Below are 25,565 nucleotides of genomic sequence, written 5' to 3'. Positions count from 1 at the left end.
CCCGGCCGCCGGCGCGCCTGCTGGCCGCCCGCCCCCTGAGGGGGGTGCTTCGCGCATCCGCCGGTGCTTAGCCGATGCACTTCGGACCTCACCTGCTCCTCGCCGCCCTCGAAGGCCTCGTTACCTCCGCCGTGCTGGCGCTGACGGCGCTTGGGTTGTCGCTGGTGTTCGGCGTCATGCGCGTCGTCAATGTCGCGCATGGCGAGTTCTTCATGCTGGGCGCGGTGCTTGCCTGGGCGATCTCTACGGCGATATCCGGCCATCCGGCGCTCGGCTTCCTGGCCGCCCTGGTGCTGGCGCCATTGATCGTCGGCCTGATCGCGCTGGCCGCCGAACGGCTGGTGCTGCGCCGGCTCAACTACAATCCGGAAGCCACCATCGTCGCCACCATCGGCATGCTCTACATCATCCAGCAATTGGCGCTGACCTTATACGGCCCGGAGGCGCGGCCGGTCGAGCCGCCGTTCAGCTACCGCATCGTCCTGCCATGGTTCGGCTATTCCGGCTACAAGCTGTCGATCATCGCCGCGTCGGCGCTGCTGCTGATCGCGACCTGGCTGGTGCTGACGCGCACGAAAATCGGCCTCGTCATGCGCGCTACGCAATATGACAGCGAGACGGCGCAGGCCTTCGGCATCCCGGTGACCAGAGTCTATGCCGGCGTTTTCGCGCTCGGCGCCATGCTGGCGGCTGTGGCCGCCGTGCTGATCGTGCCGATCAGCCAGGCGCATTATCTGATGGGGCAGGACCCGCTGCTGCTCTCGTTCATCGTCGTCATCATCGGCGGCCTCGGCTCGTTGCGCGGCACGGTACTCGCCGCGGTGCTTATCGGCCTGTCCGACGGCATTATCTCGGTGTTCTTCTCGCCGACGCTGGCCAAGATCATAGCCACCTTGCTTGTCGCCATGGTGCTGGTGTTCCGGCCGCAGGGCCTGTTCGGGACAGCATCGCGATGAAGGATGCTTCGCCGGCAAAGCCATATGCGCTGCACCTCGGCGTCATCGCCCTGCTTTTCGGGCTTAGTTTTGTCCTGCCGGAATATCATCACGGCCTGCTCGCCCGCATTATGGTGCTGGCGGTCTTCGCCATGGGCTACAATCTGCTGTTCGGCTATGTCGGGCTGCTCAGCCTCGGCCATGCCATGTTCTTTTCAGCTGGGCTCTACGGCGCCGGCCTTGCCGTCATCCATCTCGGCTGGAGCGTGCCGGCCGCCTTCGCAGCCGGGCTTGCCTGCGGCGCCCTGCTTGCGCTGGTGATCGGGCTGCTGGCGCTGCGCACCTCCGGCGTCGCCTTCATGATCGTCACCATGATGTTCGCTCAGGTATTTTATCTCCTCATTCTTTATTTCGCCGCCTGGACCGGCGGCGACCAGGGCTTGGTGGTGCCGCAGCCGATGCGGGTCCTTGTCTTGGGCAGTACGTCATTCGACCTCACCAACCCGACCGTGCGCTATATGAGTGCGCTGGCACTGTTCTCGATCGTGCTGCTCATAATCCTGGCGATAGTCCGCTCCGGCTATGGCCGTGTGCTGGTCGCCATCCGCGAGAACGAGGAGCGGACCAAGATGCTCGGCTACGACACGTTCTCCAGCAAGCTTGCCGCCGTCGTCATCTCCGGCAGCATCTGCGCGGCTTCCGGCGCCGCCTATGCGCTGCTGTTCGGCTATGTCGGCTCGAGCTTCGCTTCGGTGCAGTATTCCATCCTGCCGCTGCTCTGGGTGCTGCTAGGCGGTGCCGCCACCACGCTCGGTCCGCTGATCGGCACGCTGTTCATGTATTATGTCATCGACATCGCCAGCGGCTACACCTCGGCCTATCTGCTGATCGTCGGCATAGCGCTCATCCTGCTGGTGCTGTTCTTCCCGAGAGGCATTCTCGGCAGCATCCGCCAGCGCTGGCTCGGGTGGTTGCCATGATGCCGCTGCTTACCACCAAAGGCTTGTCGCGCAGTTTCGGCGGCTTGCGCGCCGTCGACGGCGTCGACTTCGCGCTGATGCCGGGCGAGATCCGCGCCATCATCGGCCCCAACGGTGCCGGCAAGACCACCTTCGTCAGCTTGGTCAGCGGCCGCATCCAGCCCTCGTCGGGCATGATCGTCTTCGACGGCGCCGACATCACCAGCCTGCCTGCTTACGCCAGGGTTCGCCTTGGCATCGCCTACACGTTCCAGATCACCAGCGTCTTTGCCAATCTCAGCGCCTACGACAATGTTGCCCTGCCGGTGCAGCGCACGCTGACCGACGGCCGCTCGAAGGGCGCGGTTCACACCGGCGTCATGGCGGCTCTCGAGCGCACCGGCCTTGCCGACCGGGCGCAAATGCCGGCCGGGCAATTGTCCTACGGTCACCAGCGGCTGCTGGAAGTGGCAATGGGACTGGCACTGAAGCCGCGGCTGCTGATCCTCGACGAACCGACGCAAGGGTTGGCCGATAGCGAGATCGACAATTTCATCGAGCTGGTGCGCGAGATCGCCGATAGTGCCACCGTGCTTTTGATCGAGCACAACATGCCGGTGGTCATGCAACTCGCCGACCGCATCACCGTCTTCAACGCCGGCCGGATCTTGGCTGAAGGCACGCCCGAGCAGATCCGCGCCAATGCCGCGGTGCAGGACGCCTATCTGGGGACCACCCATGGCTGAGGTCCAGTCCAAGGCTCAGTCCAAGGCCCAGTCCAAGGCGTTGGCCATATCCGGGCTCGATTGCTTCTATGGCAAAGTCCAGGTGCTCTATGGCTTGGATCTTGTGTTGAACGAGGGCGAGGTGCTCTGCCTGTTCGGCCGCAACGGCGCCGGCAAGACGACGACGCTGAAGGCGATCATGGGCCTGGTGCCGGCAAGCGCCGGCTCGATCCGGCTCGAAGGCCGGGAATTGACCGGTCTGCCGGCACATGAGGTGCCCAAGGCTGGCGTCGCCTACGTGCCGCAGGGCCGGCGGCTGTTCGCCGAGATGACCGTGGCGGAAAACATCGAGATCGGCCTGATGGCCCGCAACAAGGGCAAGGCGACGCGCGAGAACGTGCTCGATCTTTTCCCGCTGCTGCGCCAACGCCTCAGGCAGCGTTCCGGCACGCTGTCCGGCGGCGAGCAGCAGATGCTGGCCATGGCCCGCGCCCTGTGTCTGGAACCGCAGGTGCTCCTGCTCGATGAACCGACCGAAGGGCTGATGCCGTCGATGATCGCCAAGATCCGTGAAACCGTGTCGAAACTGCGAGCGCTCGGCGTGTCGACAATTCTTGTCGAGCAGCGCGTCGATGCCGTGCTCTCGGTCGCAGACCGCGTTTGCTTCATCGAAAACGGCCGCAACCGCGAGACGGTCGATGTCGAGGAACTGCGTGCCGATCCCTCGGCGGTCCGTCGCTATGTCGGCGTCGGCTGATCAGGCAAAAAACAGCAGGCCGGCGAGCAGGAAAGTCGGGATCAGCACGGCGCCCGACCACGCCATATAGCCAAAGAAGCTCGGCATCTTGATGCCGCGATGCCTGGCAATGGCGTAGACCATGAAATTCGGCGCGTTGCCGACGTAGGTGTTGGCGCCCATGAACACCGCGCCTGCCGAGATCGCCGCCAGCGTCGAGGCGAGCTCGGTCATCAGATGCTGCGCATCGCCGCCGGCCAGTTCGAAGAACACCAGATAGGTCGGCGCATTGTCGAGGAAGGATGACAGCGCCCCGGTCAGCCAGAAATACGCGAGATTGTCGGGCGCGCCGGTCGGCGAACTGACCAGCAGCACCAACGGCGCCAGCGCGCCATCGAGGCCGGCCCGCAATATGGCGACGACCGGAACGATGCAGATGAAGATGCTGGCGAACAGCTTCGCCACCTCGGCGATCGGCCCCCAGCTGAAGGCGTTTGCGCCGCGAAACTCCTTCGGCGAGACGACAAGCGACATGAAGGCCAGTATCAGGATGACGGCGTCGCGCACCAGATTCTGCAGCTCGAGGCTGACGCCCTGAAAAGCGAAACTCACTCCCGGCTTCCAGGCAGCAGAAATCAGGATCGCGGCGATTACACCGGCCAGCAGCGGGATGTTGGCCAGGCCGCGGATGCGCACCTTGCTGTCGGGCGTCGGATCCTTGATCTTCGGCGCGCCTTCCTCCCGATGATGCATGATGATGTCGATCGCCAGGAAAACCACCAGCACCACGCCGGCGACGAACAGCGTCTCGGGCAACAGGTGAACTGTCGTCCAGAAGAAATCGACGCCGCGCAGAAAGCCGACGAACAGCGGCGGATCGCCGAGCGGCGTCAGCGAGCCGCCGATGTTGGACACCAGGAAGATGAAGAAGATGACGACATGGGCGTTGAAGCGCCGGTTATCGTTGGCGCGGATGAGCGGCCGGATCAGGATCATCGAGGCGCCGGTTGTGCCGATGATCGAGGCAAGCACCGCCCCGCCCAGCAACAGCCCGGCATTGACCAGCGGCGTGCCGTGTATGTTGCCGGCAACGAAGATGCCGCCCGAAATGGTGAACAGCGCAAACAACAGGATGATGAACGACATGTATTCGGTGAGCAGCGCATGCAGCACCGCCTGCGTGGCCGACGGGATGCCGAAGGCGATTGCCAGCGGCCCGGTCACCAATGCCGCCCAGAAGGCAGCGATCTTGCCGTAATGGTGCTCCCAGGCATGATGGAACAGCAGCGGGCCGGTCGCGATGCAAAGCAACAGCCCGGCAAACGGCAACACCCACCACAGCGACATGGCGGCGCCCGGCAATTCGTGCGCTTCGGCCGCGAGAACCGCTCCTGGAGAAAGGATTGCGGCAGTAAGTGCAGCACTTGCCGTCAACGCCGCAAACCGCATGAAGCCCCTCAAAAGTCCGTCAGGTTCGGCTGGATGACGTTCAAATCAGTGCCACGCCGGCATCGCGCATCCGGCCCAGCATCGTCTCCATGGAGCCGTTGAGATCGATGCCGCGGCAGGCGTCGAGCCGCACTGATGTCGCAAAGCCGAGCTTGACCGCGTCGAGTGCCGAAAAGGCGACGCAGAAATCCGTCGCCAGGCCGACCAGGGTCAGCGTATCGATATTTCGCTCCCGGAGATAGCCGACAAGGCCGGTCGGCGTCGTCCGGTCGTTCTCGAAGAATGCCGAATAGCTGTCGATTGCAGGACGGAACCCCTTGCGGATCACCAGCTCGGCCTTGCTCCAGGCCAAGCCGGAATGGAAGTCCGAACCAAGGCTGCCCTGGATGCAGTGATCAGGCCACAGCGTCTGCTCGCCATAAGGCATGTCGATCGTTTCGAACGGTCGCTTGCCGGGGTGGCTGGAGGCAAAGCTCGAATGGCCGGCAGGGTGCCAGTCCTGCGTCAGCAGGACGTGCTCGGTCCGCCGGATCAGATCATTGACCAACGGCACGATTTCGTCGCCACCGGCCACTTCCAGGGCGCCACCTGGGCAGAAATCGTTCTGCAGGTCGATAATGACAAGCGCTTCGTCGGCCATGGAGCCTCCTTATTTTCTTCGTCCTGAGCTTAGGCTCCAATGAAAACGCGACCGGACGCAGAAACTTGACCAGATGGCCGGCTGCGTCAACCTCTCACGGCATAACAAATGCGTTCCGGGCGCACCGGTGCCAACAGCCGTGCAAACTCTGGCTTTGACAATTCCTGCCGGCTTGATATCATTTGCATACGAATGAATTTCCTGCCTTGAATGCTCGGGAAAGTCTTTCGGCAGGATCCCCTCTCGGGAAGCCCATTCTGGGAAGGCAAAGCGTGATCCGTTACGCAAAACCCACCACGGTCGACGACGCCCTCGCGTTGCTGGGCGAAGGGCAATGGCGCATCCTTGCCGGTGGTACCGATTTCTATCCGGCTCAAGGCAGCAAGCCTTTCCGCGACAATATCCTCGACATCAATGGCTTGGCGGCATTGCGCGGCATTGCCGAAGCCGAGAACCATTGGCTCATTGGCGCCCGCACCGCCTGGACCGATCTCATCCGCCATCCGCTGCCGGCGGCCTTCGATGCGCTGAAGCAGGCGGCGCGGGAAGTCGGCTCGGTGCAGATCCAGAACGTTGCCTCGATTGCCGGCAATCTCTGCAATGCCTCGCCGGCCGCCGACGGTGTGCCGGCGCTGCTGGTGCTCGATGCCGAAGTCGAACTGCGTTCCTCGGTCGCGACCCGGCATCTGCCCCTTGCAAAGTTCATCCTCGGCAATCGTCGCACGGCTCTGCAGTCCGGCGAAATGGTGACGGCAATCCGTATTCCCAAACCTGCGACCGCCGGCGGCTCCGCCTTCGTGAAACTCGGCGCGCGGCGTTATCTCGTCATCTCCATCGCCATGGCCGCCGCACGCCTGGCCGTCGAAGATGGTATCGTCAGGAACGCGGCCGTCGCCGTCGGGTCCTGCTCGGTCGTCGCCAGGCGCCTGGCGAGTGTCGAGGCGGCACTGCGCGGCCTGCCCGTCGGCCCCGCGCTGGCCAGTGCGATCCAATCCGCGCCGATGGACGAGCTGTCGCCGATCGGCGACGTGCGCGGCAGCGCCGAATATCGGCTGGATGCGGCGCGCGAGATCGTTGCCCGTGCTGTGCTTGGTGCGGTGGGCGCAGTCCCTGGGGAAAGGGCGGCGGCCTGATGGGGATGGAGCGCGCCGACATCGCCTTCGAGGTCAACGGCGCCGCCGTTAGCGTTTGCGTGCCGCCGGTGCGGCGGCTGTCCGCGGTGTTGCGCGACGAGCTGCGGCTGACCGGCACCAAGATCGGTTGTGATGCCGGCGATTGCGGCGCCTGCACGGTGCTGGTCGACGGCGAGCCGGTCTGCGCCTGCCTGATGCCCGCGGCTTCCGCCTCGGGCACCGTGGTGACGACCGTCGAAGGTCTCGGCAATGGCAGGCTGTCGGCACTGCAGGCCTCGTTCCTCAGCCATGGCGCAGCACAGTGCGGCGCCTGCACGCCCGGCCTGCTGGTCGCCGCAACGGCACTCCTGGACAGGACGCCTTACCCGAGCGAGGCTGAAACGCAGGATGCGCTCGGCGGTGTACTCTGCCGCTGCACCGGCTACCGCAAGATCGTCGCGGCGGTGATGGATGCCTGGCGCCACGACGGCGGTCTCGATCAGCGCATGCCATCCTCTGGCCATGCCGTCGGCTCCTCCCCGATCCGCCTCGATGGCGTGCCGAAAGTCACTGGCGGCGAAAAATTCGGCGGCGATTCCTTCCCCGCCGATGCGCTGTCCGTGCTGGTGGTCCGCTCACCGCACTATCATGCCGCCTTCAGCTTCGGCGATCTCGGCAGCTGGGTGAAATCCCGTCCCGGCATTGCCGGCGTCTTCACCGCCGCCGACATTCCGGGAAAGAATTGTTTCGGCGTCATCGCGCCCTTCGCCGACCAGCCGGCGCTGGCCGAAGGGGTTTCGCGCTTTCGCGGCGAGGCGGTGGCGCTGGTTGCCGGCGAACGCGAGGCTATCCTCGATCTCGACCTAGCCGATTTCCCTGTCAGTTGGACCGAGTTGCCGCATTTTCTGGAAACTGGCGAAGCGCAGGCCGGCGGCGCGTCGCTGGTCCATGAAAACCGGCCCGCGAACCTGCTCACCTCCGGCTTTGTCGAGCGTGGCGACCCCGAAGCCGCGCTTGCCGGTGCGGCTTTCGTCGTTTCTGGCGCCATCGACACCTCCTATGTCGAGCACGCCTATATCGAACCGGAAGCCGGCTATGCCTTCATGGACGGCGACACGCTGGTCGTCGTCGCCTGCACGCAGGCGCCCTATATGGACCGTGACGACACGGCAAAAGTGCTCGGCCTTACCCCGGAAAAGGTGCGCATCGTGCCGACCGCGACCGGCGGCGGCTTCGGCTCGAAGCTCGACGTCTCGCTGCAACCGCTCATCGGCCTCGTCGCCATGAAAACCGGCCGACCGGCGGCGCTCGCCTACAGCCGCACCGAATCGATGATCTCGACCACCAAGCGCCATCCAGCCCTGATGAGAGCGAGCATCGGCGCCAATGCCGACGGCCGTGTCACCGGCATGGTCTTCGCCGGCGATTTCAACACCGGCGCCTATGCCAGCTGGGGGCCGACGGTCGCCAGCCGCGTGCCGGTGCACGCCTCCGGCCCCTATGCTACGCCGAACTATCGCGCCGAAGGCCGTGCCATCCACACCAACGGCCCGATTGCCGGCGCCTTTCGCGGTTTCGGCGTGCCGCAGGCGACGATCATGCAGGAGACCCTTTATGACGAGCTGGCCGACAAGCTCGGCATGGATCGGCTCGACTTTCGCCTGAAGAACTGCCTTCGGAACGGATCCGAAACAGTTACCGGGCAGCGGCTTGAGTCGGGCGTCGGCATCGCCGACTGCCTGGAGGCCCTCCGTTCACATTGGCAGCGTGCCGTTCGCGATGCCGAAGCGTTCAATGCCGGTAGCGGCATCAAAAAACGCGGCGTCGGCATCGCTTCTTGCTGGTACGGCTGCGGCAACACCTCGCTGCCCAATCCGTCGACCATCAAGGTCGGCATCTCGATATCGGGCGAAGTCGTCCTGCATCAGGGGGCGGTCGATATCGGGCAAGGCTCCAACACCGTCATCGCGCAGATCTGCGCCGACGCGTTGGGTCTGCCATTGGAGATGTTGCGGCTGAAAGGCGCCGATACGGCGATCACCCCCGATGCCGGCAAGACCTCGGCCTCGCGCCAGACTTTCGTCACCGGCAAGGCCGCCGAAAAGGCCGGCCGCGCCTTGCGCGAGGAGATCTTGCGTTTCGCCAATGTCTCGCAAAAGGCGGCGATTGCGCTGGACGGCACAAGCCTGAGCATCAGGGAAGGCGAAGCGACGCGCCGCATCGATCTTTCCTCGCTGAAGGCAGACGCCGAAGGTTTTGTCTTCCGGGCCGAGGAAAGCTACGACCCGCCGACGCAGCCGCTCGATGCAAAAGGTCAGGGCAAGCCTTACGCCGTCTATGGTTATGGCGCTCAGATCGCCGAACTGGAGGTCGACCTCAAGCTCGGCACCGTGAAGCTGGTAAAAATCACCGCCGCCCACGATGTCGGCAAGGCCATCAATCCCTTGCTTGCCGAGGGCCAGATTGAGGGTGGCATCGCCCAGGGCATCGGCATGGCGCTGATGGAAGAGTATATCCCCGGCCGCACCGAAAACCTGCACGACTATCTGATCCCGACGATCGGCGACGTGCCGCCGATCGAGACCATCCTGATAGAAGTTCCGGATCCGGAAGGACCGTTCGGAGCCAAGGGCTTGGGCGAGCATGTGCTGATCCCGACGGCGCCGGCGATCCTCAACGCCATCCGCCATGCAACAGGTGTGCTGGTCACCAAAATTCCGGCGACGCCGACCCGCATCCGCGCCGCCATCCTCGACAAGGAGGCGCGCCGATGAGCGAGCTTGCCGAACGTTTCGAGACACATGATCCCGGCGAGAAGCTGGTGGCCGAGAAGATCCGCTGCGATGCCTGTCCGGTCATGTGCTACATCGCCGATGGCCGCACCGGCGCCTGCGATCGCTACGGCAATGTTGGCGGCAGGATCGTGCGGATGGATCCGCTGACCATCCTCGACCACGCGGCCGAGACCGGCGCCGCAATCGTACCCTTTGCCGAGGAAGGCGAGGCATGGGACGGCGAACTGGTCAACACCGGCCGCCGCTTCGTCACCGCCATCGGCGCCGGCACCACCTATCCCGATTACAAGCCGGCGCCTTTCATCGTCAGCCAGGAGGTCGAGGGCGTCGATCTGGTCACCGTCGTCACCGAGGGCATCTTCTCCTATTGCGGCGTCAAGGTGAAGATCGACACCGATCGTCATATCGGCCCCGAAACGGCGACGGTCCGTGCCCAAGGCGAGGCGATCGGCCATGTCACCACCGGCGAATACGGCTCGCAGATGCTGTCGCTGGGCGGCGTACATCATTTGACCGGCGGCTCGAAGGCTGAAGGGCGCGCCACCTGTGACGCCATGCTCGCCCTGTGCAACCGCAAACCGGTCGAACTCGTCATCGACGGCGGCGCCACCGTCATCGTCGAAGCCGGCAAGCCGCCGGTCATCGACGGCAAGCTCGAACAGCGCATGCGCGTCGGCTGCGGTTCGGCCACCATAGGCATGTTCGCGACCCAATGGCGCGGCCTTGTTGACGAGGTGGTGGTGGTCGATGACCACATCACCGGCGTCGTCTCCGAGCATCAGGCCGGCAAGGTGCTTGGCTGGCAGGATACCGGCATCAAGATCATCGGCCGCCGTTCGACGCCGGGCCGTTATTTCAAGGTGTCGGAGCCCGGCCTCGGCTGGGGCGGCACCAGTATTTCCGACCCGCTGTCGATCCTTGGTGAATGGAACGCCAAAAAGGGTGCGCGCCCCGGCATGTCGCTGCTGATGGTCTCGACCACCGGCGAGCAATTCGCCTATTACGAGCTCGACGACGAATTGAAGCCTGTGCAGAAACCGTTCCCGGAGCGGCTGCGGAAGTCGGTTGAACTGATTGAGGACAATTGCGAGCCGGCGCTCTGCACCGTGCTTTTCGTCGGCGGCGCCGGCGGGTCGCTGCGCGCCGGCGTCACCGAGAACCCGGTCAATCTGACCCGCTCGGTGCAGGGCCTCAAGACCTATGTGACGGTCGGCGGCGCGCCGGTCTATGTCTGGCCGGGCGGCGGCATCACGCTGATGGTCGACGTCACCCGCGTGCCGGAAGGCGCCTTCGGCTATGTGCCAACGCCGGCGCTGGTGGCGCCGATCGAGTTCACCATGCGCCGCGACGATTATGTCAGGCTTGGCGGCTACGAAGCCGAAATCCGCAGCGTCGACGATATCCTGGCCAAGGGCGGCGAATATCTCAATCCGCGCCGCGGCACGGCCGCACCCCTTGACAATCCCTGGCCGCCGCTGGCTCAGTTGCGTCGCGCGGCCGCAAACGGGGCTGGGCGATGAACGGCCCGCAGGCGCATTGGCTCGAGGACGGCCGGAGGCTTCACCTCAATCATGGGCCGATCGACCTGATCGTCGAGGCCTTCGGCGAGGCGAGTGAATGCAGCGCCGCATATCATCAGGCAGTGGCGCGCTTCCAGACAATCCTGGTTGAACTGGTCGAAGAGTTGCCCGAACTGCGGCGCCCGGCCAGCTCGCGGTCACGTGCTTTCGCTGGCCCGACGGCGCGCCGCATGGAAGCGGCGGTCGTTCCGCTAGCGAAACAATTCATCACGCCGATGGCGGCCGTCGCCGGCTCGGTAGCCGACGAAGTGCTCGGGGCCCTGCTTGCCGGCCGCCGGCTCGAGCGCGCCTATGTCAATAATGGCGGCGACAGCGCGATCCATCTCGGCAACGGGCAGTCGATGACGCTTGCCATTGCCGGGACAGGTCATGGGTTGGCAGATCGTCTCACGATCCGCGCCGAAGACGGGATCCGCGGCGTCGCGACCAGCGGCTGGCGCGGCCGCTCCTTTTCGCTCGGCATCGCCGACGCGGTCACGGTGCTGGCGCGGACGGGTGCTGAAGCCGATGCCGCCGCGACCTTGATCGCCAACGCCGTCGACCTGCCCGGTCATCCAGCCGTTAGGCGCGTACGGGCGCGCGATCTCGCGCCTGACAGCGATCTCGGCGACCGTTTGGTGACGCAGGGCGTGGGGCCGCTTTCCGCCGCTGAAATCGCTATTGCACTGGAAGGTGGATTTGCCGTTGCCGAGGAGTTTCGGCGGCGCGGCCTGATTGCCGCCGCGGCGCTTTTCCTCGGCGGTCAGGCGCGCATCGCAGGTCCGATGGGGCTCGCCAATAAAGCTTTAGAGAGGGAAATTGCTCATGCCTGAGTTTCCGATCCGCAAGATCGCCGTGCTGACCGAAGAGATTTTTCACGAGGGCGGGCCGGTGGCGAAGGTGCCGCGGCGCCGCGCCGCGGCTATGGCTGTGGTCAAGAACCCGTTCGCCGGCCGTTACGTCGAGGAACTGCAGAGCGCCATGGAGGATTTGAAGCCGCTCGGGCTGCTGCTCTCGGACAGGCTTATTGCCGCATTGGGCGGCGACGTGAAACAGATCGACGGTTACGGCAAGGGCGCCATCGTCGGCATGGCGGGCGAGCTGGAGCATGGCGCGCTGTGGCATGTGCCGGGCGGCTATGCCATGCGCGAGCGGCTCGGCGACGCCAAGGCGATCGTGCCGTCGGCAAAGAAGGTCGGCGCTTTCGGTGCGCGGCTCGATGTGCCGCTCGGCCACATCAACGCCGCCTATGTGCGCAGCCATTTCGATGCCATGGAAATCGGCATCAGCGATGGCCCGCGTCCCGACGAGATCCTGTTCTGCCTCGCAATGACCTGCGGCCCGCGTGTGCACGACCGCATGGGCGGGCTGGCGGCCAAGGATATCAAGGCATGGGACGGGCTGCGGTGAGCGCCGAAGACAATCTGCTCAAGCTGGTCGAGGCCGAGGAACCTGACGAGAACGACTATCGCTTGCAGGAGCAGGTCGGCTTCATCCTGCGCAAGGCGCATCAGCGCCATGTCTCGATCTTCGCCGCACACATCGCCGATCTGACGCCGCCGCAATTTGCCGCTTTGGCCAAATTGCGCGATGTTGGCGAGACCTCGCAGAACCAGCTTGGCAGCCTGATCGCCATGGATGCGGCGACCGTGAAGGGCGTCATCGACCGGCTGAAAGCGCGTGGCTTTGTCGAACTTAGCAAACACGAAGTCGACAAACGGCGCCTGCTGGTCAATCTGACGGCCGAGGGTCGCGACGCGATCGAGCGGCTGATCCCGCTTGCCCGCGAGATCACGCAGGAAACGCTGGCGCCGCTTTCCGCCAAGGAGGCGGCCATTTTCATGAAGCTGCTGGCCAAGCTGGCTTAATCTGCTGCCTGCCGGCGTTTGATTGTTGTTCCTGCCGGGCGCTGAACGCCCGGCAGGAAGGCCTCGTCTCAGAGGCCGTTGTCCTTCAGTATCTGGGCGGCATTTTCCTTAGTGATCTTCTGCGTCGGCAGGGTGATGGTCTTTTCCACCTTCTCCCCGTTCAGGAACTTGATCGCCTGCCGCAGCCCTTCGGCGCCCGGCGTCACATAAGTGAACGTCGCCGTCAGTTCGCCATTGGCGACCAGCTGCACGCCTTCATTGGGCAGGCCGTCGATGCCGATGAACTTGATGTCCTTCTCACGTCCGACGTCCTTGGCGGCAAGATAGGCACCATAGGCCATCGGATCATTATGGCCGTAGACAAGATCGATCTTCTCGTTGTTGCGCAACGCGGTCGCCATGATGTTGTAGGCCTGGTCCTGCTTCCAGTCGCCCGACTGCTGGTCGAGCAGATATTTTATGCCCGGCTCCTTGTCGGTGAATTCATGGAAGCCGTCATGGCGATCGTGTGCCGGCTGGGTGCCCATGCCGCCCCAGATCTCGACGACGTTGCCGGCGGCCTTGCCCTTGCCCCCAAGCAGCTCGACGGCATATTCACCGGCAGCCCGGCCGATCAGCTTGTTGTCGCCACCGACGAACTGCGTGTAGTCATTGGTTTCGACGTTGCGGTCGAGCACGAAGACCGGGATCTTCGCATCGATCGCCTGCTGCACGACACCGGTCAGACCGGCGGATTCTTTCGGCGATACCAAGAGCGCATCGACCTCCTGACGGATCAGGTTCTCGACGTCGGCCACCTGCTTCTCGGTCTTGTCCTCGCCGTCGGTGATGATCAGTTCGACTTCCGGATGCTTGGCCGCTTCGGCCAGGATGTCCTTGTTGAACTGAGCCCGCCAGGGTTCGATGGTCGTCACCTGCGAGAAGCCGATCTTCCACTTCTTGTCCTGCGCATGGGCGCCGCCGGCAAGCATGGCGGTCGTGGTCAGGAGTGCCGCTGTCAGCCCGGCGAGCTTCAACAATTCACGTCGTTTCATTTCTTGTTTCCTCCAATATTCAGAGACGCGGTCTCTTGCGACGGCCGCTTTGCCGCGGCCGTTTCCTTGTGCGCTTGCCCACCGGGCAGCCGCAGATAGAAGAGAAGATCACCGGCATTGCGCTCCTGTACGAGCACGGTACCGATGATGATCATCCCCTTCAGCACCAGCTGAAGGTTCGAATTGATGTTGTGCAGCTGCAGGATGTTGGAGAGCAGCCCGAAGATCAGCACGCCGCAGAACGTCCCGGTGAGGCTGCCGCGTCCGCCCATCAGGCTGGTGCCGCCGATGACCACGGCGGCAATCGCGTCGAGCTCCAGGCCGGCGCCGGCGTCCGGCTTGCCTTGCCGGTACTGCGCGACATAGAGCACCGCCGCGATGCCGGCCAGCAGCCCTGACACGGCATAGGTGGCGATCTTCACGCGGCCTGCGGCGATGCCCGACAGCCGCGCCGCCTCCTCATTGCCGCCGATTGCATAGACATAGCGGCCGAACGGGGTGAAGCGCAGCACGGCGCCGTAGATCAGGATGGCGCCGAGGAAGAACAGGCCCGGCATCGGGATCACGCCGAATACCAGCGAGCGCAGCATTTCGAAATCGGCCGTGGCGTTCGAGCCGGTATAGACCGGCAGCACCGCATTGTTCTGGCCGGCTGTCAGCCGGGCGATGCCGAGCGCAGTAACCATCATCGCCAGCGTCACGATGAAGGGCTGCAGCCGCCCCGCGACGATGATGAAGCCGTTGAGCGCGCCGAACAGCAGGCCGACGCAAGGCGCCACCAGCAGCACGCCGAGCACGCCGAATTTTGAGCCTACCTGCGGCAGCAGGAACCACAGCACCAGACTGCACAGGATCACCCCGACAATGCCGGGCGTCACCAGCCCGCGAACGCTGTCCAGCCTGATGTCGTGCGTCGCCTGCGCGCCGGCACGGGATTTTTCGACGTTCAGCAGGATGAAACGAGTGACGAGAATGCCGAGGCAAAGGGCTGCCACGGCAACTGTCGGCACCCCAAGCACCACCGCCGGCGTCACGCCGGGGACCGTCAGCAGCATGGCACAGACCACCGTACAGATCGCCATCAGCGAGCCGACGGAAAGGTCGATACCGCCGGTAATGATCACGGCCGTCATGCCGGTGGCAATCAGGCCCGTGGTCGACACCTGGCGCAGCACGTCGAGCAGGTTGCCGTAGGACAGGAAAATGTTGTTGCCCTTGGAGCTGATCGGCGAGCCGAGCACGCCGATCAGGAAGATGGCGATCAGGCCCCAATAGAGCTTCGTCCGGGACAGGATATGCAAAATGCTCATGCGGCAGGCCTCGTCATCGTCCGTCGCGGCGCCGCAAGCCGCATGATGGCCTCCTCGCTGGCTTGCGCGCGGGACAGGATTCCCGTCTGGCGGCCGTCGGCCATGACCAGGATACGGTCGGAAAGATGCAGCAGCTCCGGCAATTCCGAGCTGATGACCGCGATCGCCAGCCCGTCTCGCGCCAGCTTGACGATGAGATCGTAGATTTCCCGCTTGGCGCCGACATCGATGCCGCGCGTCGGCTCGTCGAGCAGCAGCACCCGCGGCCTCGTCGCCAGCCATTTGCCAATGACGACCTTCTGCTGGTTGCCACCGGACAGCGTGCCGGCCGGCTGCTCGACGGTCTCGCAGCGAATGCCGAGCGCCTTGACGGCGTCCCGTGCCAGCCCTTGCTCACCAGCCAGCGAGCGCAGGCCGAACCGCGCCAGCGCACCGACCAGCGGCAGCGCGACATTGTCGGTGATCGAGGCCTCGAGATGCAGGCCTTGCGTCTTGCGGTCTTCCGTGACCAGGGCGATGCCGAGCCGGCGCGCATCGCGCGGCGAACGGATTTCTACCACCTCGCCATCGAGCCTGATCTCACCGCCGGCACGTCCGCCGCTGGACCCGAAGATGGTTTCCAGGATTTCGGTCCGGCCCGAGCCCAGCAGCCCGCCGATACCCAGGATTTCACCTGCGGCAAGATCGAAACTGACGCCGTCGAGCACGGTGCGCCAGCCATGGCGATTGGGCTTCGACAGCGACAGCTCGCTTACGGAAAGGACGGTGTTGACGCCGGGGATGCGGTGCTCCTGGGAGGAAGCAAGCAGGTTTCGCCCGACCATCGCCGAAATTATGGCGTCTTCGTCGAGCTGGTCCATCGCCCGCGTCAGGACGTGGCGTCCATCGCGGAGCACGGTGACCCGGCTGGCCAGATGCATGACTTCGTCGATGCGGTGCGAAATGTAGACGATCGCCACGCCGCTGTCGGCGAGCTGGCGGATGATGCGGAACAGCCGCTGGCATTCGGCTGGCGAAAGCGCCGAGGTCGGCTCGTCCATGATCAGAATGCGTGCCGACATCGACAGCGCCTTGGCGATCTCGACCAGTTGCTGTTCGCCGACGCGCAAGGCACCGACGCGCGCATCCGGATCGAGCTCGATGCCGAGCCTTTGCAGCAGCGCGCCGGCAGCGCGGCTGCTCGCCTTGCGGTCGACGATCAGCCCGGCGATCAGCTTCTCGCGGCCGAGAAAGATATTGTCGGCGACGCTGAGTTCGGGGACGAGATTCAGCTCCTGGTGGATGATGGCGATGCCGGCGCGCTCGGCTTCGCGGACGCCGGCAAAGCGCACCGCATCGCCATCGATACTGACCGTTCCGTTATAGTCCGTATAGACGCCGGACAGGATCTTCATCAGCGTCGACTTGCCGGCGCCGTTCTCGCCCATCAGCGCATGGACCTCGCCGCGCCGCAGTTCGAAATCGACATCGACAAGCGCGGCGATGCCACCGAAGGACTTGGAGATGTGCTCGGCGCTCAGCACGATAGCCGAGCCGTCCGCCATAACGCCTTGCGCAGGGATGGAATTGCCGTGCTGCATCACAAGGACGGCCTCCCTCCGCCGTCACCGAACACCTCAAACGCTAATCTAAACGTTTCGATCATGTCAAGGCAATATCTGGAGTCCGAGATTGATCCATTTCAATTCTTGCACAAAATCGTAAGATTCCGTACGTATTGCTGCCGTGGAGTGGTGAAACGTTTCGAAAATGACAGTGTCAGGACGAAAAAAGCAGCGCAAGTTCACTGCTCCGACCATGCTTCACGTGGCCGAGGCCGCGCGTGTTTCCGTGGCCACCGTATCGGCGCTGATCAACGGCACCGCGACCGTCAGCCCCGAGCTCAGCCAGCGCATCGAACAGGCGATCCGCGACATCGGCTATAAGCGCAACGCCATCGCCCGCAGCCTGAAGATGGGCACCACACGCACCATCGGGCTCACCGTCCCCCACATCACCAATCCGTTCTTCACCGACGTGGTTTCGGTCATCCAGCAGGCTTTCGACAGGGCCGGCTACGCCGTCATGCTGTGCTGCACCGACGAGCACCTGAACACGCAGGACGACCAGATCAGATTGCTGCTCGACCGCATGGTCGACGGACTGATCGTCGCGCGTGTCGGCGACGGCGCGATCCTCAAACGGATTGTCGACGACGCCAATGTGCCGGTCGTGCTGCTCGACCGTGTTTGCCAGGGTGTCGATACCGATGCCGTCGTTCTCGACAATCAGCGCGCGGTGTTCGACGCCATCACCTACCTGATCGATCTCGGCCATCGGCGCATCGGCTACATCTCCGGCTCTTTCGATATCTCGCCGATGCACGACCGCATGGCGGGATACCGCGAGGCCCTCCAGGCCGCCGGCCTGCCGGCCGAGCCCGAGCTCGTCCGCTTCGGCAACTTCCATGAAGTCGACGGCTACAACGCCACCATGCAGCTGCTTTCGCTGCACGACCGGCCGAGCGCCATCTTTTCGGCCAACAACCCGATGGTGATCGGCACGATGAAGGCCATTCGCGATATCGGCCTGTCCTGTCCGGAGGATATTTCGGTCGCCTGCTTCGACGACTTTCCGTGGTCGGATGTGTTCCGGCCGCAATTGACCACGGTCGCACAGCCGGTGCAGGCGATTGGCGAACAGGCGGCCAATCTGCTGCTCGACCGGCTCGCCGGAAACAGGGATGCGCCGCCGCGCAAGCTGACGCTCAAGGGACGCCTGATGATCCGCAATTCATGCCGTCCGCTAGGTGCGACTGCGCAGAGCGTCAGCGCGTAGGGCTCTGTTCAGAAACTTTGCAATGCCGGACGGACCAGCGCTCCCTCTGTCCTGCCGACCCGGGCATTCGCAGCCACTACGGGCGTTCGTCGTTCGAAAACCGAGCAATTGAAGGACGCGGCGCCGATCGAGCCAAGTGCCCAACGATCAGCCAGCCGACAGTCAGGAAAATCTTGGCAATCGAAGCGTGTCGGATTAGGAATATGACGAGATGCGGCTGATCGTTCACACGGGCGCCGGCTTGAGTCATGCGCGTGAAATCGATCCTAATCGGGCTGGTTCTTGCTGGGATGACCGTATTCTTCGGCTGCACTACCGGCGGCGCATTAAAGACTTTCCCCTCGGCCTATGGCGGCCTCACCGACGCCGGTTTTCGCGTTCCGCCGGTTCCGATCTACAAGGTTGACCCAAAGTTCCATCGGCAGACAGTACCTTATGCGACTGAAGAGGCGCCGGGCACCATCATTGTCGATACAGGAGCGAAGTTCCTCTACTACGTGTTGGGAGACGGTCAGGCGCTGCGCTACGGAATCGGCGTTGGCAAGGCGGGCTTCGAGTGGCATGGCACCGCTCACGTTGCGAGGAAGCGCGAATGGCCGGATTGGAGCGCGCCGTCTGCGATGATCGTGCGCGAGCAGAAGCGAGGCCGCATCATACCGGCCCATATGGAGGGCGGACTCATGAACCCGCTCGGGGCGCGGGCGCTCTATCTTTTCAACGAGAAAGGTGACACTGGATATCGCCTGCACGGTAGCCCTGAATGGTGGTCCATCGGCAAAGCTGTGTCGGCGGGCTGCATTCGCCTCATGAACCAGGACATCATCGATCTCTATGACCGCGCCACAATCGGCACCAAGGTGATCGTCATTTAATGGACGCCGCGTTTCCCGCAAACGGACGAGCATGAGGATCGAAAACCTCCGCGTAAAGCGCGCGAAATGTTCGCTGTGTCTTCGCACACCTGTTCGCGAGGTTCCCTGCCCAAGGCCGGCCTCGCCCGCAACTGTGGCAAGTGGCGAACCAACTCTCAGGCAGCTTCCGACAGCGATTTGTGAGCGTCGGCCAGGATCTCGAACGAGCGCACCCGCGCCGCATGGTCGAAAATCTGCGCTGTGACCATCAGCTCGTCCGCGCCGGTGCGGCGCACGAAGGCCTCGATGCCTTGCCTGACCGTTTCGGGAGAGCCGACGACGGCGCAGGAAAGCGCTTGGCCGAGCATGGTCTTGGCCATTGGATCGAGGTCGCGCTCATATCCTTCGACTGGCGGCGGCAATCGGCCGGGCCGGCCGGTGCGCAGATTGACGAAGGCCTGCTGCAGCGAGGTGAACAGCAGCCGCGCCTCGGCATCGGAAGGAGCGGCGAAGACATTGAGGCCGAGCATCACGTAGGGCCTGTCGAGCTGCTCCGAAGGCTGGAAACGCGAGCGGTAGATCTCCAGCGCATGGTCGAGCTCGGCCGGCGCAAAATGCGAAGCGAAGGCGTAGGGCAGGCCGAGCATGGCGGCAAGCTGCGCGCCGTAGAGGCTGGAACCGAGAATCCAGATCGGCACCTTTTCGCCCTCGCCGGGCACCGCGCGGATGCGTTGGCCGTCTTCGGCCGGCTGGAAGTAACCCATCAGCTCGACGACGTCCTGCGGGAAATTGTCGGCGCCAGCATCGAGGTTGCGGCGCAGCGCCCGTGCCGTGGCCATGTCGGTGCCGGGCGCCCGCCCGAGGCCGAGATCGATGCGACCGGGATGCAGAGCGTTGAGCGTGCCGAATTGCTCGGCGATGACCAGCGGCGAATGATTGGGCAGCATGATGCCGCCGGCGCCGACGCGTATCGTCTTGGTGCCGCCGGCCACATGGGCAATGACCACCGAGGTGGCGGCGCTGGCGATGCCCGGCATGTTGTGATGCTCAGCCAGCCAGTAGCGCTTATATCCCAGCCGCTCGGCATGGCGGGCGAGATCGAGCGAATTGGCGAGTGACTGCGAAGCGTTGCTGCCTTCGACGATCGGCGACAGGTCGAGAACGGAAAGAGCGGTCATCGGCGCGGGGTTTCCTGTGGGCCGAACGGATGTAGGAAGCCGTTGCCGAGGCGGCAAATTCAAAATGTTGATTGAGCACTGCAGGCACAACGGACGTGCCACCGATGCAAGGTCGTGATCCGCCCCAATCGGGGGACGTTTTTGACCTTAAGCCGCTACTTTTTCGCCTCGTGAATTTCTTCGTCCTCGATCACCGCCGTATGCTGCGCCGCGAGGAAATTGCCGACATGACTGAGGCCGTCGAAATGATCGCAGAACACCTTGATGACGACCAGCAGCGGCACCGCCAGCAAGGCGCCGACGAAACCCCACAGCCACGACCAGAAGGCGATGGCGATTAGGATCGCCACAGCGTTGATCTCGAGACGGCGGCCGACCACCGTCGGCGTCACGAACTGGCCTTCGACGACATCGCACATAAGGACGAAGGCCGGCGCCAGCAGCGCATAGGAAATCGTGTCGAAGCTGATCAGCGCGATGATCGTGACCAGCGTGATGGTGGTCAGCGCCCCGATATAAGGCAGGAAATTGAGCAGAGCCGCTGCCGCGCCCCAGACCTGCGCGTTGGGCACGCCGAGCGCCCAAAGGCCGAGCCCGATGACAATGCCGAGACATGTATTGATGACCGTGACGGTAAGCAGATAATGCGAGATTTCACGTTCGACGTCGTAGACGACGCGCAGCGCCCGCTTCTTTTCGCTGAGACTGGGGAAGGACTGGACGATCTTTTCATAGAACATCGTGCCCGAGGCGAGCAGGAACAGCGACAGGACGAAGACGATGGTAACGCTGACGCCAGCCGACAGCACATTGCCGGCCGCCTGCGAGAGAATACCGGATGGCGCCATCGCCACCCTCTGAACGCCCGGCTCCTGGGAAGTCTGTGTCAGGCCCTCGATCTGGCGCGAAATCTCCACGATCCGTTCGAACGGACGGCGCAATTGTGCCAGACGTTCGGTAAGCTGCTGGCCGATCGTGGAGGTGTTGTTGATGAGGTCGATGACCGGGCCGCTGAGCAGATATCCCGCGACGGCGACGAGGCAGAACGAAAGCAGCACCAGCAGTGTCGCCGAAATGACATCGGGCATGCCATGCTTGCGCAGGAAGCGAACGATCGGCGTCAGCGTCAGCGCCAGCAGGAAAGCCAGAATGACCGGCATGAAGAAGGCGCGGGCGAAGTAAAGCGCGTAGATCGCCATAAGGATGAAGATGCCGACGAGCAGCGAACGCATCAGATGCGCATCCGCCCGTGCCTCGACGCGCGGATCCGGGCTTTCGGCAGCGCTTGCGCCCGAAGCGGCGGGTTCGGCTTTCATTCTGACCCTCGGCGGCACACCGCGATTGGTGCAGACCGTTGGCGAAAACGCCTCTGTCGCTTCAAGGTTCCGTTAGCCGGCGTCACCGGCAAGGCCGCCTCGCGGCCTTGCCAATGAATCAGGTGACTGGGAATCAGGCAACCGGTGCCGCCACGGCGGGAACGGCCCTCGCAGTTTCCCGGCGCACGATCGGCGCCACCTGGGTGCCGTAGAGTTCGATGGCCTTCATCACCTTGGCGTGCGGCATGGTGCCGATCGCCATTTGCAGCAGGAAGCGGTCGTTGCCGAATATCCTGTGCTGGGCAATGATCTTCTCGGCCACCTGTTCTGGATTGCCGACGAACAGCGCGCCGTTTGGGCCGCGCGATTGGTCGAAATGCGCCCGCGATGTCGGCCCCCAGCCGCGCTCGCGGCCGATACGGTTCATCACCTCGGCCTGCGGCCCGTAAAAATCGTCGGCTGCCTGGTCCGTGCTGTCGGCGATGAAGCCGTGCACGTTGAGACTGGTGGCAAGGCTTGCCGGATCGTTGCCGGCGCGTCTGGCTGCATCCCTGTAGATGTCGAACAGCGGTGCGAACCGCGCCGGCTCCCCGCCGATGATCGCCAGCGCCAGCGGCAGCCCGAGCACGCCGGCGCGAGCGACGGATTGCGGTGTTCCACCGACGGCGATCCAGATCGGCAATTTGTCCTGCAAGGGCCGGGGATAGACGCCGCGATCATTGATCGGAGCGCGCAGACTGCCCGACCAGGTCACCCTGACATGATCGCGGATGGCGAGCAGCAGGTCGAGCTTCTCGGCAAAGAGCTCGTCATAATCTTCGAGATTGTAGCCGAACAGCGGAAACGACTCGATGAACGAGCCGCGCCCGGCCATGATCTCCGCCCGGCCGCCGGACAGAAGGTCGAGGGTGGCAAACTGCTGGAAGACGCGCACCGGATCGTCGGACGACAGCACGGTCACAGCGCTGGTCAGCCTTATGCGCCTGGTTCGTTCGGCCCCCGCCGCCAGTGCCACCGCCGGAGCGGAGGCAGCGTAGTCGGGACGGTGGTGCTCGCCGAGACCAAAGACGTCCACCCCGACCTGGTCGGCGAGCTCGATCTCCTCGATCAAATTGCGCAGCCGCTCGTGCGCACCGATCGCACAGGGACCCGGTTCCGGGCTTACGTCGGCGAAAGTGTAGAGACCGAGTTCCATAGTGTGTCATCCCAGCGTTTGTCCTGGCGCTGCAGGTAGCGATCAGTCCGCCGCCCCGCCAGATGCCTAGATGGTGAACAGTGCGGGTGCCTTTCAGCCGAATTCAATCGAAATGGCGTCTCCCGGCTGCAACAGATCAGAATTTCATGGCTGGCATACCGTTTTGGCGCTTGAACTCTCGGTTTTCACGCGTATGTAAGCCTCGCAAATTGACTTCAGGGAAGTGGACTTGGCTATCTATAGGGAAAAAGACGTTTTCGAGCGGCGCAATGCCGCGAACGAGGCAAAGAAGGCGCTTCTGGAGCGCTTCAAGGCAAAGCCGGCGGCAGATGATCCAGCGGTGCTGGCACGACAGGCCGAGCGCAAGGCGATCCTCGAGGCCCGCGCGATACGCGAGGCCGAAAAGGCCAGGCTGAAGCAGGAAAAGCTGGCGCGCGAAGCGGCCGAAAAGGCCGAGCGCGAGGCAGCCGCCGAAGCGGCACGCATCGCCGCCGAAGAGGCCGCACAGGCCGAAGCGAAGATCCGGGAAGCTGAAGAGAACGAGCGCATCGCCCGTTTTCTTGCCGACGAGGCCGAACGCAAGGCCAAGCGTGACGCACGCTATGCCGCGCGCAAGCAGCGCACCGGCAGGACGCCGCCCGGCTTCTCCGCGCGATAACGCCTCCGGCACTGATTCAAGCCATCGGAACGCTCCGTTTCGATGGCTTTCGGCCGATTTCTTGAATGCGTGAAATCTGTCTTCGCCGCATCGATAGGGGACGCGCGCGAGCTTAATGAACAATCATGCCGGCCGCGTTTGCGGCCGGTCGAAATAAGCCGAAACGGCCCTACTTGTCCTTCAGCTTCATCGCCTTCACCGGCGGTGCCTTCAGGGCCGGCGCCGGAGCGGGTTTCTTCGCGTCCTTCTTCGGCTTGCGGGCTTCCTTGCCTGCCTTCATCGCACCCTTAGCCATGATTCGTTCCTCCAGTTGATGTCTGGCGAAGTGAAACAAGAGAACGCGCTCGACTGCAAGAGGCCGCTGCCGTGCAGTCGCCCTGGCCGATGGCTGTCAACCGGTTTCTAATTCCCTCGTAAACCGCAGCGGTCCGTGCCAAGGTCTTCTTCGCACTGCAGCATCAGCCCTCGCGTTTCGCCGGCTGATGATCAGGCAGGCCGGTCAGGGACGACAATGCGGATCCACATCGGTTGCCAGATGAGCTTCGACTTCCCGCAGGAAACACCGCTGATCGCGATGCTAAATGTCCATTATTCGCGCGCATCCGATCTTGAGCGGCCGGACTTCCTGACGTCGAACCCGCCGGTGCCGATCGAGAGCTACCGCGACAGTTTCGGCAATTGGTGCAACCGTCTCGTTGCGCCGGCCGGGCGCTTTGCCTTCGGCACCGACGCGGTCATCCGCGACCCCGGCTCCTTCGAGACGCGCGAGCTGACGGCGTGGCAGCACGAGGTGCGCGATCTGCCGTCGGAGACGCTGCTGTTCCTGCTGCCCAGCCGTTATTGCGAGAGCGACGTGCTGTCGAATGAAGCGTGGCGGCTGTTCGGCAGCACCCCGCTCGGCATTCCGCGCGTCCAGGCGGTCTGCGACTTCGTCCATAACCACATCGTCTTCAACTATTTCAATGCACGGCCGACGCGCACCGCCGCCGAGGCCTATCGCGAGCAGAGTGGTGTGTGCCGCGACTTTGCTCACCTCGCTGTTGCCTTCTGCCGCGCCCTGAATATTCCAACCCGCTACTGCACCGGCTATATCAGTGACATCGGCCTGCCAAAGCCGTGGTCGGACATGGATTTCGCCGCCTGGATGGAGGTCTATCTCGGCGGCCGCTGGCACGCGTTCGACCCGCGCAACAACGCGCCGCGCATCGGCCGCATCCTGATTGCTTCCGGGCGCGATGCCGCTGATGTGCCGCTGACCCACATTTTCGGGCCGGGCGCGCTGGCTGGCTTCAAGGTCTGGACGGACGAGGTCGTCGAATAGCCCCGCGCCGCCCTTTTGGATAACTGACCTCGTGAACAACTCGGCGCTTCAGGCGTTGTGAGAGCTGTGGAGCGTGGGCGGGCGCTCCGCCAATCTCGGTGCATCAACCAAGGCAGCACACCGTGGCGGCGCATGGCGGGTCGAAAAAAGTGATCTATGCGGCGCTCGCCGGAAATCTTGCGATCGCACTGACCAAATTCGCCGCTGCCTTGTTCACGGGCAGCTCGGCAATGCTCTCGGAAGGCGTCCACTCGCTCGTCGATACCGGCAATGGCAGCCTGCTGCTTTACGGCATGCACCGCGCCGCGCGCCCGGCCGACCGTACGCATCCGCTCGGCCATGGCCGCGAGCTGTACTTCTGGAGCTTCATCGTTGCGCTCCTCGTTTTTGCACTGGGCGCCGGCATATCGTTCTACGAAGGCGTGACGCACATCATGACGCCGGAGCCGATTGCCAACGCCAAGGTGAACTACGCTGTCCTTGGCCTTTCCTTTCTCTTCGAAGGCACCTCTTGGCTGGTGGCGCTGAAGGAGTTCCGCCACCAAAAAGGCAGCCACGGCTGGCTCGAGGCGGTGCAGCTCAGCAAGGATCCGAGCGTCTACACCGTACTCTTCGAGGACAGCGCGGCACTTCTCGGCCTCGTTGTCGCCTTCGCCGGCATATCGGCGGCGGAACTGCTGGACATGCCGAAGCTCGACGGCGCCGCGTCGATCGGCATCGCGCTGATCCTGGGCGCAACCGCGATCTTCCTGGCGCGCGAAAGCAAAAGCCTGCTGCTCGGCGAGCCGGCTTCGCCCGAGGTGCAAATGAAAGTATTGGACATCGTCCAGCAGGACCCGGCGGTGCAGCGGGCGAATGGCGCGCTGACGCTGCATATGGGTCCGCAGGAGATCGTCGCCGCTCTGAGCATCGAGTTCGAGGACCACTTGTCGGCGCCCGAGATAGAGACCTGCGTCGAACGCCTTGAGACGCGGCTGAAAGCGGAGATGCCGGAGGTGACGCGGCTGTTCGTCAAGCCTCAGACCACCGGCACCTGGGAACGCCGGAGCAAGGCCTTGGCGGGGGCATCCGGACAAGAACCGGCCTAAGGAAAATGGCTTGAGGAAA

24 protein-coding genes are annotated in these 25,565 nt (G+C 63.9%); 15 read left to right on the top strand and 9 right to left on the bottom strand.

What is annotated here, in order from left to right; genetic code table 11:
* The first annotated feature begins 74 nt into the window (after positions 1-74).
* The 4 genes from NKH17_RS26210 to NKH17_RS26195 are packed head-to-tail and all read left to right on the top strand — an operon-like array spanning position 75 to position 3,376.
* Positions 75-956: a branched-chain amino acid ABC transporter permease gene (locus tag NKH17_RS26210; protein WP_352899540.1), complete on the top strand. Its 882-nt coding sequence runs from the start codon at positions 75-77 to the stop codon at positions 954-956.
* Positions 953-1,915 carry a branched-chain amino acid ABC transporter permease gene (locus tag NKH17_RS26205; RefSeq protein ID WP_352808109.1) on the top strand — a complete coding sequence of 321 codons (963 nt, stop codon included), beginning with the start codon at positions 953-955 and terminating at the stop codon, positions 1,913-1,915. Before NKH17_RS26210 ends, NKH17_RS26205 begins: the two co-directional genes overlap by 4 nt.
* Complete coding sequence (locus NKH17_RS26200) at positions 1,912-2,640, top strand: ABC transporter ATP-binding protein (protein WP_352506045.1); 729 nt, start codon at positions 1,912-1,914, stop codon at positions 2,638-2,640. The genes NKH17_RS26205 and NKH17_RS26200 overlap by 4 nt, the downstream gene beginning before the upstream one ends.
* On the top strand, positions 2,633-3,376 hold the full coding sequence (locus NKH17_RS26195; RefSeq protein WP_352899537.1) for an ABC transporter ATP-binding protein: 744 nt from the start codon (positions 2,633-2,635) through the stop codon (positions 3,374-3,376). The genes NKH17_RS26200 and NKH17_RS26195 overlap by 8 nt, the downstream gene beginning before the upstream one ends.
* Here the strand turns inward: NKH17_RS26195 and NKH17_RS26190 are convergent, their stop codons facing one another.
* Together NKH17_RS26190 and pncA are read right to left on the bottom strand one after the other, a co-directional pair.
* Positions 3,377-4,804, bottom strand: a complete 1,428-nt coding sequence (locus NKH17_RS26190) for a sodium:proton antiporter (protein WP_352808107.1) — start codon at positions 4,802-4,804, stop codon at positions 3,377-3,379.
* 40 nt (positions 4,805-4,844) lie between these two features.
* Positions 4,845-5,444: a bifunctional nicotinamidase/pyrazinamidase gene (gene pncA / locus NKH17_RS26185; RefSeq protein WP_352808106.1), complete on the bottom strand. Its 600-nt coding sequence runs from the start codon at positions 5,442-5,444 to the stop codon at positions 4,845-4,847.
* A 272-nt stretch (positions 5,445-5,716) separates the two neighbouring features.
* Between pncA and NKH17_RS26180 the strand changes: the two genes are divergently transcribed.
* From NKH17_RS26180 to NKH17_RS26155, 6 genes are read left to right on the top strand one after another with little or no spacing between them, the layout of a single operon-like run.
* Positions 5,717-6,577, top strand: a complete 861-nt coding sequence (locus NKH17_RS26180; RefSeq protein ID WP_352808105.1) for an FAD binding domain-containing protein — start codon at positions 5,717-5,719, stop codon at positions 6,575-6,577.
* The gene (locus NKH17_RS26175) at positions 6,577-9,330 is read left to right on the top strand and encodes a molybdopterin-dependent oxidoreductase (protein WP_352808104.1); all 2,754 of its coding nucleotides are present in this window, start codon (positions 6,577-6,579) and stop codon (positions 9,328-9,330) included. Before NKH17_RS26180 ends, NKH17_RS26175 begins: the two co-directional genes overlap by 1 nt.
* The gene (locus NKH17_RS26170; protein ID WP_352647835.1) at positions 9,327-10,871 is read left to right on the top strand and encodes a 6-hydroxynicotinate reductase; all 1,545 of its coding nucleotides are present in this window, start codon (positions 9,327-9,329) and stop codon (positions 10,869-10,871) included. Before NKH17_RS26175 ends, NKH17_RS26170 begins: the two co-directional genes overlap by 4 nt.
* Positions 10,868-11,743 (top strand): UPF0280 family protein, encoded by an 876-nt coding sequence (locus NKH17_RS26165; protein ID WP_352899532.1) that lies wholly within the window; start codon positions 10,868-10,870, stop codon positions 11,741-11,743. Before NKH17_RS26170 ends, NKH17_RS26165 begins: the two co-directional genes overlap by 4 nt.
* The gene (locus tag NKH17_RS26160; protein ID WP_352467809.1) at positions 11,736-12,320 is read left to right on the top strand and encodes an amino acid synthesis family protein; all 585 of its coding nucleotides are present in this window, start codon (positions 11,736-11,738) and stop codon (positions 12,318-12,320) included. Before NKH17_RS26165 ends, NKH17_RS26160 begins: the two co-directional genes overlap by 8 nt.
* A complete protein-coding gene (locus tag NKH17_RS26155; RefSeq protein WP_023718174.1) occupies positions 12,317-12,778 on the top strand; it encodes a MarR family winged helix-turn-helix transcriptional regulator in 462 nt (153 codons plus the stop codon). The genes NKH17_RS26160 and NKH17_RS26155 overlap by 4 nt, the downstream gene beginning before the upstream one ends.
* Positions 12,779-12,846: 68 nt before the next feature.
* Here NKH17_RS26155 and NKH17_RS26150 read toward each other — a convergent pair whose 3' ends face one another.
* Genes NKH17_RS26150 through NKH17_RS26140 form a run of 3 tightly spaced genes read right to left on the bottom strand, consistent with a single transcriptional unit; the run spans position 12,847 to position 16,702 of the window.
* The gene (locus NKH17_RS26150) at positions 12,847-13,812 is read right to left on the bottom strand and encodes a substrate-binding domain-containing protein (RefSeq protein ID WP_254815861.1); all 966 of its coding nucleotides are present in this window, start codon (positions 13,810-13,812) and stop codon (positions 12,847-12,849) included.
* A complete protein-coding gene (locus tag NKH17_RS26145; RefSeq protein WP_352477019.1) occupies positions 13,809-15,122 on the bottom strand; it encodes an ABC transporter permease in 1,314 nt (437 codons plus the stop codon). Before NKH17_RS26145 ends, NKH17_RS26150 begins: the two co-directional genes overlap by 4 nt.
* Positions 15,119-16,702, bottom strand: coding sequence for a sugar ABC transporter ATP-binding protein (locus NKH17_RS26140; protein WP_352808102.1), 1,584 nt, complete (start codon positions 16,700-16,702; stop codon positions 15,119-15,121). The genes NKH17_RS26145 and NKH17_RS26140 overlap by 4 nt, the downstream gene beginning before the upstream one ends.
* Before the next feature lie 217 nt (positions 16,703-16,919).
* Here NKH17_RS26140 and NKH17_RS26135 point away from each other — a divergent pair, with 217 nt between their 5' ends.
* Entirely contained in the window at positions 16,920-17,939 is a 1,020-nt protein-coding gene (locus tag NKH17_RS26135; RefSeq protein WP_254815864.1) for a LacI family DNA-binding transcriptional regulator, read from the top strand.
* A gap of 248 nt (positions 17,940-18,187) precedes the next feature.
* On the top strand, positions 18,188-18,811 hold the full coding sequence (locus NKH17_RS26130) for a L,D-transpeptidase (protein ID WP_352477021.1): 624 nt from the start codon (positions 18,188-18,190) through the stop codon (positions 18,809-18,811).
* 155 nt (positions 18,812-18,966) lie between these two features.
* On the opposite strand, the gene NKH17_RS26125 is transcribed toward NKH17_RS26130, so the two are convergent.
* From NKH17_RS26125 to NKH17_RS26115, 3 genes are all read right to left on the bottom strand, one after another.
* Entirely contained in the window at positions 18,967-19,968 is a 1,002-nt protein-coding gene (locus tag NKH17_RS26125) for an LLM class flavin-dependent oxidoreductase (RefSeq protein WP_254815866.1), read from the bottom strand.
* A 155-nt stretch (positions 19,969-20,123) separates the two neighbouring features.
* Positions 20,124-21,284, bottom strand: coding sequence for an AI-2E family transporter (locus NKH17_RS26120; RefSeq protein WP_352477022.1), 1,161 nt, complete (start codon positions 21,282-21,284; stop codon positions 20,124-20,126).
* A 133-nt stretch (positions 21,285-21,417) separates the two neighbouring features.
* Positions 21,418-22,479: an LLM class flavin-dependent oxidoreductase gene (locus NKH17_RS26115; protein WP_352972643.1), complete on the bottom strand. Its 1,062-nt coding sequence runs from the start codon at positions 22,477-22,479 to the stop codon at positions 21,418-21,420.
* Between the two features lie 229 nt (positions 22,480-22,708).
* On the opposite strand from NKH17_RS26115, the gene NKH17_RS26110 reads away from it, so the two are divergent.
* Positions 22,709-23,137 carry a DUF6481 family protein gene (locus tag NKH17_RS26110; RefSeq protein WP_023718183.1) on the top strand — a complete coding sequence of 143 codons (429 nt, stop codon included), beginning with the start codon at positions 22,709-22,711 and terminating at the stop codon, positions 23,135-23,137.
* Positions 23,138-23,306: 169 nt separating this feature from the next.
* Here NKH17_RS26110 and NKH17_RS26105 read toward each other — a convergent pair whose 3' ends face one another.
* Complete coding sequence (locus tag NKH17_RS26105) at positions 23,307-23,432, bottom strand: hypothetical protein (RefSeq protein ID WP_013528464.1); 126 nt, start codon at positions 23,430-23,432, stop codon at positions 23,307-23,309.
* Positions 23,433-23,648: 216 nt separating this feature from the next.
* On the opposite strand from NKH17_RS26105, the gene NKH17_RS26100 reads away from it, so the two are divergent.
* The gene (locus NKH17_RS26100; protein WP_254815869.1) at positions 23,649-24,458 is read left to right on the top strand and encodes a transglutaminase-like domain-containing protein; all 810 of its coding nucleotides are present in this window, start codon (positions 23,649-23,651) and stop codon (positions 24,456-24,458) included.
* Positions 24,459-24,580: 122 nt separating this feature from the next.
* Positions 24,581-25,546: a cation diffusion facilitator family transporter gene (locus tag NKH17_RS26095; protein WP_352477025.1), complete on the top strand. Its 966-nt coding sequence runs from the start codon at positions 24,581-24,583 to the stop codon at positions 25,544-25,546.
* Positions 25,547-25,565: the final 19 nt, after the last annotated feature.

This window comes from Mesorhizobium sp. M1334 (genome assembly GCF_040317995.1).
Classification (GTDB): Bacteria; Pseudomonadota; Alphaproteobacteria; order Rhizobiales; family Rhizobiaceae; genus Mesorhizobium.
Note: the sequence above shows the minus strand (reverse complement) of the source record. Positions and strands in the feature narration are given on the sequence as shown.